Origin of the sequence: Peribacillus sp. NPDC058002 (assembly GCF_042886655.1) — a bacterium.
Taxonomy (GTDB): Bacteria; Bacillota; Bacilli; order Bacillales; family DSM-1321; genus Peribacillus; species Peribacillus aracenensis.
The window spans coordinates 52,777-59,787 of the sequence record NZ_JBHVQU010000010.1 but is presented as its reverse complement, the minus strand read 5'-3'; the positions used below and the strand labels follow the sequence as shown (position 1 = coordinate 59,787).

Genomic DNA, 7,011 nt, shown 5'->3' with positions numbered 1-7,011 from the left:
GTTAAGACACCGCCCTTTCACGGCGGTAACACGGGTTCGAATCCCGTACGGGTCATAACAAAAAGGGAAGCATACATTCATGTATGCTTCTTTTTTTCATTTCTTTTCATTGATATAACTATCTTTTTGTTCATAGGGAATGTCTCCAAGATTGGATTCTATATTTTCTTCCTCCAGTGTATCTTCATATACCTTTTGCTTTTTGTTCGGTATGTTCACTCTATTTTTTCCTTCGATATCATTTGCGGCATATCCTTCATAGTCTTCAGGAAACCCGTTCGTTTCATCCTCGGTTTTATATAGATCATTATAATTGTCATGATCGCCTGTGTAATCGGATGGTGTTTCGGATGTACCGAATTTGGCAACTTCACCAAAGCTATCTTCTTTATCTACCATTTCGATTCCATGACGATTTTCAAAATGATCACCCATGGATGGGATTAGTATATCCTCTTCCGCAGGCCGGTCTTGTGAAATCGACCGTTCTGGAGCATGCTCGACACAGTAGAGGGTGCTTGGGATCGCTTCAAGCCTCTCGATGGGGATTTCCCTATTGCAGGTTTTACAATGGCCATACGAGCCTTCCTCCATGGCTTTCAAAGCTTCATCGATTTTCTCCATTTCGGATTGTGCATGCTCATCGAGCGCTTGATTCCGTTCCATCTCGAATAATTCGGTACCAAGATCAGCAGGATGATTATCATAGGATGATAATTCCCCTACGGATTCGGTCTGGCTTTTATCCAGAACGGATTGTTCATCATTTTGAATTCTATTAATTAGCTCATTTTTTTCTTGAAGCAGTTCTTTTTTGAATTTTTGCGTTTGTTGTTTCGTTGCCATATCGGATTCACTCCTTCTAAAATCTAAATCTCATTTATATTGGTAAGATGGTTGTATTATCTATTACCCGAATCGGAGTATAGGAAAACAATAAGGAACGGATGATAGAAAAAAGGACTGAGCGAATGAGCTCAGTCCCAGGAGATTATATAAGATAGCTGATGAATAATCCAATGGCCATGAGTAAGCCAAAGAAGGTGTTCGTTTGGGCCGTGGCTTTCATTGCTGGCACCATCGTGATCGGCTGCGTTTTACCTACGAAGCCTTTGATTGCAGCCAGGGCTTTCGGAATGCTTAGGAAGGCAAGGAGGATCCACGCCGTTACGCTTCCGGTAAGGACTAGCCCAACTAGCCATAGATAAGAGAAGGCGAACATGATTGCCATGAATGTCAGGGCGTTTTTCCGGCCCATTACTACTGGCATCGTTTTGCGGCCATGTGCCTTATCTCCGTCATGGTCACGCAGGTTATTCGATAAGTTGATCAACCCGACCAATATTCCACTTGGAATGGCAATTAAGATGGCTGTTGAAGAAACATCACCGGTTTGAATGAAAAAGGCGATCAGGATTATCAAAAAGCCCATGAACAATCCAGAAAAAAGTTCCCCGAATGGTGTATATGAAATGGGCAGGGGGCCGCCTGTATAAAGATAGCCGACAAGCATGCAAACCAGTCCTACTGCAGCAAGCCACCAAGATGATGCGGCACAGATATAGATTCCAATTATCAAGGCGATGGCATACATGCCAAGGGCCAAGTTCATGATTAGTTTGGGGGTCATCCCATGACGGACGATCCCGCCGCCGATGCCTACGGATTCCTCCGTATCCAAGCCCCTCTTGAAATCATAGTATTCATTGAATAAATTGGTTGCAGCTTGTATCAGGATGCTTGCAATCATCATGGCAGCGAATAATAACCAATTCACTCCATCTTCCAAAAGTGCAATAACAGTTCCAAGCAAGACTGGAACAAAAGCTGCGGTTAGTGTATGTGGACGAATTAACTCCCACCAAATCTTCCAGGTCCGTTTAAGGGGAAGTCCGTCGTATTCTGTTTGCATTATTTCTCTCCTCAAAATCATTATTGGTTCTCTCGAAATTATAACAAATATTGAAATGTTGCACAAAAGGTTATCCTAATAAATGCAGGAAAATTGGGCAAGGGTATATTTGGAATTCATGGATGGTGCATTTCCAGAATCAAGGATATTTCTCTACATTCGCTAAGATTCATATAATAAGGAAAAAAGCAGGAAAGAATCGCTCGGTAAAGGGGCGTTTTATTGACATGAGGTTCAAGGGAGGTGTATCTTTAAATAGGTTAAAAAGCTTTTAAAATGTACATTTGGGGGGATTTTTTTGGCTATCTCAGAGGAAACTGAACAGTTTCAGGGACTGGCTTCAGCTATACAAAAGGCGAAGGACTTGAATGATCAAGTTCTATTCAGTCATATTAAGAAAGTTAATTGCAACAACCCCCTTTCATTTTATCAAGCTGGAAGAGAACGGTACGCGGGTGAACGCTTTTTCTGGGAGGATCCTGCAAAGGATATAACCATCACCGGTTTAGGCAATGTTAAGAAACTCAAAGCGGCATCGAATGCCGAACGTTATAGAGAAGTCGAAAAGAGCTGGATCAAACTGCAGAATACTGCTGTCAAAACAGGAGTGACCGATGTAGAAGCGACAGGTCCGTTACTGTTTGGGGGCTTTTCTTTTGATTATGAAACGGACAGTACGCTCCTGTGGAATCAGTTCGGGGACAACCTGTTTTATATACCTGCCTTCATGCTGTCAATAGTGGGGAAACAAGCTTACTTAACGACAAACTTACTTTGTTCGCCTGATGATTCAGAAAAACTCTTCATAGATATGATAAATGAACGGGAAGCTTTCCTTTTCGAAAGCTTGGATGGAAATGGATCGGGTGTGAATTCCCTGGTTATGCAGAGGGAAGTCGAACCTGAGGAATGGAAGCGGACGGTCGAAGAGGCTGTTCAGGAAATCAAGACGACAGATCTCGACAAGATCGTTTTGGCAAGGGAGCTTCGACTTGCTTTTGAACGTTCCATCGATTCAGGGAAAGTGCTTGAACAATTGATTGCTGAGCAGCCTTTAAGCTATATTTTCAGTTTGGAGGCTGGCGGTGACTGTTTTGTAGGTGCCACCCCTGAACGCTTAATCAAGAAAAAGGGAAATGAAGTTTTTTCAACCTGTCTTGCCGGATCGATGGGGCGAGGGAAAGATGAACAGGAAGATGTTTGTCTTGGTGAAGAATTGCTTCATGACCAAAAGAATTTACAAGAGCATCAATATGTTGTGTCGATGATATCCAATGCTTTTGATTCTGTATGCGAAAAGGTGATGGTTCCTGCCGAACCGACACTTATGAAAAACCGTCATATCCAGCATTTGTACACACCGGTCCGCGGTATATCCAAGGAAGGCGTCACGATTTTTGAATTCGTCGAGAATCTCCATCCTACACCTGCCATGGGCGGACTTCCAAAAGAAAAGGCCGTTGTCCGGATCCGGGAAATGGAAGGTCTTGAACGCGGCTTTTATGCGGGTCCTTTAGGTTGGGTGGATACGTATGGAAACGGGGAATTCGCTGTAGGGATTCGTTCTGCCCTTATACAGAACAATGAGGCATCCCTCTTTGCCGGATGCGGGGTAGTCGAAGATTCGACTCCCGAAAGTGAATTCCGGGAAACAGGGATTAAATTCAATCCGATGTTAAGTGCTTTAGGAGGAAATCTTAATGAATGACCGAGATGCATTGACAGCGTATGCTGCTTCATTCGTCGATGAGCTGGCACAAAATGAGGTGAAGCATGTGGTGGTGAGCCCAGGTTCACGATCCACGCCCATAGCTTTGTTGCTAGTGGAACATCCTGATATCAAAATTCATATTAATGTGGATGAGCGTTCGGCTGCTTTTTTTGCCCTTGGTTTGGCTAAGGCCTTAAAAGAACCTGTCGGACTTCTTTGTACGTCCGGTACAGCCGCAGCAAACTATTACCCAGCCGTCATTGAGGCTTTCTATTCAAGAGTGCCGCTTATTGTGCTTACTGCTGACCGCCCGCATGAATTGCGTGATGTCGGAGCCCCGCAGGCGATCGATCAGATACATCTTTACGGGAGACATGTAAAATGGTTTGTCGAAATGGCACTTCCTGAAAGCACGGATGGGATGATGCGGTATGCCAGAACGGTCGGTGCAAGGGCGGTGGCTACAGCGGCAGCTGAACCTGCAGGGCCTGTACATTTGAATTTCCCGCTTCGTGAACCATTGATTCCGGATCTGGAGAAAGCAAAGGAGTACAGGCAAAATAAAATAACGCCTGCAGTGTTGATTGACAGTGGAGAACGCTCACTGTCTGCATCACAAATAGAAGCTGTTGCAACTACATTGTCACAAGCTAAGCAAGGTATCATCGTATGTGGCGAATTACCGCATCCCGAGATGAAGGAAGCCATCGTCGCATTAGCGGAAAAACTTGCTTTTCCTATACTGGCTGATCCTCTTTCGCAGTTAAGGAGCGGTAGTCACGACAAAGCCGTCATAATTGATGCGTACGATACGTTTCTGCGCGATGAAACAGCAAAAGCGGCTTTCAGGCCGGAAGTGATCTTGCGTTTCGGGGCAATGCCTGTTTCTAAACCCTTATTGTTATTCATGAAAAAACAAAAACAGGCAATCACTTTGGTCGTCGATGGCGGAGCAGGCTGGCGTGAACCAGCCGGATTGGCAACGAATATGATTTACAGCGAAGAGAAAGATTTTTGTTTGAAAATTGCTGATAAAATTATTTCTTCCCCTGATGATGAATGGCTTCGCCTATGGCAGACCGTCAACGGTACGACAAAGGATGCCCTGGCCTCCGTCAGGGATGAATCGGAGTTAAGTGAAGGCAAGCTGTTCGCCCTGCTTGCTGATATGATGCCATTGGAATCGACGCTGTTTGTCGGGAATAGCATGCCCATACGTGATTTAGATACCTTCTTTTTGAATAATGGAAAAGGAATCAAGACAATGGCAAATCGAGGTGCGAATGGGATCGATGGTGTCGTTTCGACCGCTCTTGGCGTAAGTACGGTATCGAAAAATACAGTGCTGGCAATCGGGGATTTAAGCTTTTTCCATGATATGAATGGCTTGCTTGCAGCAAAACTTCAAAAACAAAATTTCACGATATTGCTTGTTAATAATGATGGCGGCGGCATATTCTCTTTCTTGCCTCAGGCGAGTGAGAGGGAACATTTCGAAACGCTATTCGGCACGCCTCATGGGCTTGATTTTTCCCATACTTCCCAACTTTATGGCGGTAAATACAACAAGGTGCAAAGCTGGGGTGAGTTTGAGAAGGTATTTACGGAGTCATTCGAAATTCAAGGTCTGAAAATCATCGAAGTACCGACAGAAAGAGAGTCCAATTTACAAAAGCATCGAAATTTGTGGAGCTTTGTTTCCCAGGAAATAAAAATGGTGTTAGATAGGGAAATATCATGAATATTGTCAGCAAGGATGTCAATTATGCCGTTGAAATAACGGGAAATGGAGATCCTCTTGTACTTTTACATGGATTTACGGGAAATCGGGATACATGGAAATTCCTCATTCCGCTACTGAGTGACAGGTATACCATGATAATGGTCGACATCATCGGTCATGGCATGTCCGCGTCACCAGCCGATCATCGAAGGTATGAGATGGAGCGTGTGGCTGAGGATATCAAGTATATTTTGGATGTGTTACATTTCCCGAAAGCCCATATCCTTGGATACTCGATGGGCGGAAGGCTCGGATTGGGATTTGCCTGTTTGTATCCTGAGTATGTTGATACACTGATATTGGAGAGCGCTTCACCAGGCCTTTTAACAGAAGGGGAACGGGAAGTCCGAAGGGAAAATGATAGGAAGCTTGCCGAACGGATTCTTGTAAATGGAATGGAAGCATTTGTGAATCAATGGGAAAACATCCCGCTATTTGAAAGTCAAAAACGTTTGTCGGCCAAAACGAGGTCAGCCATTCGGGAGCAGCGGTTGGCAAATGACCCTGCCGGTCTTTCCAATAGCCTTCTTGGTATGGGGACAGGCAGTCAGGCTTCATACTGGGAACAACTGCAAACACTTGATTTCCCTGTGCTCCTTGTAACCGGTGAACTCGACCGGAAGTTTTGTGACATTGCGGACTCCATGATGAGAAAGCTGAAGCGGGCCGAGTGGAAAATAATAAATGATGCGGGACATGCGATTCATGTGGAAGTTGGAGAAAAGTTTGGTAAAATAATAAGTGAGTTTTTAAAGCGAAATAAAAGGAGGAATTAAGATGACGATACAATGGGAAACAATACGTGAGTATGATGAAATTCTGTATGAAAAATATAACGGGATTGCTAAAGTGTCCATCAACCGACCACATGTACATAATGCATTCACGCCAAAAACGACTGCTGAAATGATTGATGCATTCGCAAGGGCGCGTGATGATTCAAGCATTGGTGTCATTATTTTAACAGGTGTAGGCGGCAAAGCATTCTGTTCAGGCGGAGATCAAAAAGTACGCGGAAATGGCGGATATGTAGGTGAAGATAACATTCCGCGTCTAAATGTTCTTGATTTGCAACGTTTGATCCGTGTAATTCCAAAACCGGTCGTAGCCATGGTTGCAGGATATGCAATTGGTGGCGGAAATGTCTTGAACGTGGTATGTGACTTGACGATTGCTGCTGACAATGCAATTTTCGGACAAACTGGACCGAATGTGGGAAGCTTTGATGCTGGTTATGGTTCTGGCTACCTTGCACGTATCGTGGGTCATAAAAAGGCGCGCGAAATCTGGTACCTATGCCGTCAATACAATGCACAGGAAGCATTGGACATGGGATTGGTCAACACGGTTGTACCTTTGGACGAATTGGAAACGGAAACGGTTAAATGGTGTGAAGAAATGCTTGAGAAGAGCCCGACTGCACTTCGTTTCTTGAAAGCGGCAATGAACGCTGATACGGATGGCCTTGCAGGTCTTCAACAATTGGCTGGTGACGCTACACTTTTATACTATACAACAGAAGAAGCAAAAGAAGGCCGCGATGCATTCAAAGAAAAACGCACTCCGGACTTTGGGCAATTCCCTCGTTTCCCTTAATGAAACGTG

Annotated in this window: 6 protein-coding genes; 4 read left to right on the top strand and 2 right to left on the bottom strand. The window is 44.4% G+C overall.

Annotated elements, in window-relative coordinates:
* Positions 1-96 precede the first annotated feature (96 nt).
* Together ACFVSH_RS04070 and ACFVSH_RS04065 are read right to left on the bottom strand one after the other, a co-directional pair.
* A complete protein-coding gene (locus tag ACFVSH_RS04070) occupies positions 97-846 on the bottom strand; it encodes a TraR/DksA C4-type zinc finger protein (RefSeq protein WP_387603153.1) in 750 nt (249 codons plus the stop codon).
* A gap of 145 nt (positions 847-991) precedes the next feature.
* Complete coding sequence (locus ACFVSH_RS04065) at positions 992-1,912, bottom strand: 1,4-dihydroxy-2-naphthoate polyprenyltransferase (RefSeq protein WP_144529331.1); 921 nt, start codon at positions 1,910-1,912, stop codon at positions 992-994.
* 298 nt (positions 1,913-2,210) lie between these two features.
* On the opposite strand from ACFVSH_RS04065, the gene ACFVSH_RS04060 reads away from it, so the two are divergent.
* Genes ACFVSH_RS04060 through menB form a run of 4 tightly spaced genes read left to right on the top strand, consistent with a single transcriptional unit; the run spans position 2,211 to position 7,002 of the window.
* Complete coding sequence (locus tag ACFVSH_RS04060; protein ID WP_387704986.1) at positions 2,211-3,620, top strand: isochorismate synthase; 1,410 nt, start codon at positions 2,211-2,213, stop codon at positions 3,618-3,620.
* Positions 3,613-5,364 (top strand): 2-succinyl-5-enolpyruvyl-6-hydroxy-3-cyclohexene-1-carboxylic-acid synthase, encoded by a 1,752-nt coding sequence (menD, locus tag ACFVSH_RS04055; RefSeq protein ID WP_387704984.1) that lies wholly within the window; start codon positions 3,613-3,615, stop codon positions 5,362-5,364. The genes ACFVSH_RS04060 and menD overlap by 8 nt, the downstream gene beginning before the upstream one ends.
* Complete coding sequence (gene menH / locus ACFVSH_RS04050; RefSeq protein WP_387603145.1) at positions 5,361-6,182, top strand: 2-succinyl-6-hydroxy-2,4-cyclohexadiene-1-carboxylate synthase; 822 nt, start codon at positions 5,361-5,363, stop codon at positions 6,180-6,182. Before menD ends, menH begins: the two co-directional genes overlap by 4 nt.
* Before the next feature lies 1 nt (position 6,183).
* A complete protein-coding gene (gene menB, locus ACFVSH_RS04045) occupies positions 6,184-7,002 on the top strand; it encodes a 1,4-dihydroxy-2-naphthoyl-CoA synthase (protein ID WP_076369982.1) in 819 nt (272 codons plus the stop codon).
* The last annotated feature ends 9 nt before the right edge of the window (positions 7,003-7,011 follow it).

Excerpts from the sequence above, each read along its gene's own strand:
- ACFVSH_RS04070 (WP_387603153.1), bottom strand. The coding sequence starts at position 846 with ATGGCAACGAAACAACAAACGCAAAAATTCAAAAAAGAACTGCTTCAA.
- ACFVSH_RS04065 (WP_144529331.1), bottom strand. The coding sequence starts at position 1,912 with ATGCAAACAGAATACGACGGACTTCCCCTTAAACGGACCTGGAAGATT.
- menD (WP_387704984.1), top strand. The coding sequence starts at position 3,613 with ATGAATGACCGAGATGCATTGACAGCGTATGCTGCTTCATTCGTCGAT.
- menH (WP_387603145.1), top strand. The coding sequence starts at position 5,361 with ATGAATATTGTCAGCAAGGATGTCAATTATGCCGTTGAAATAACGGGA.
- menB (WP_076369982.1), top strand. The coding sequence starts at position 6,184 with ATGACGATACAATGGGAAACAATACGTGAGTATGATGAAATTCTGTAT.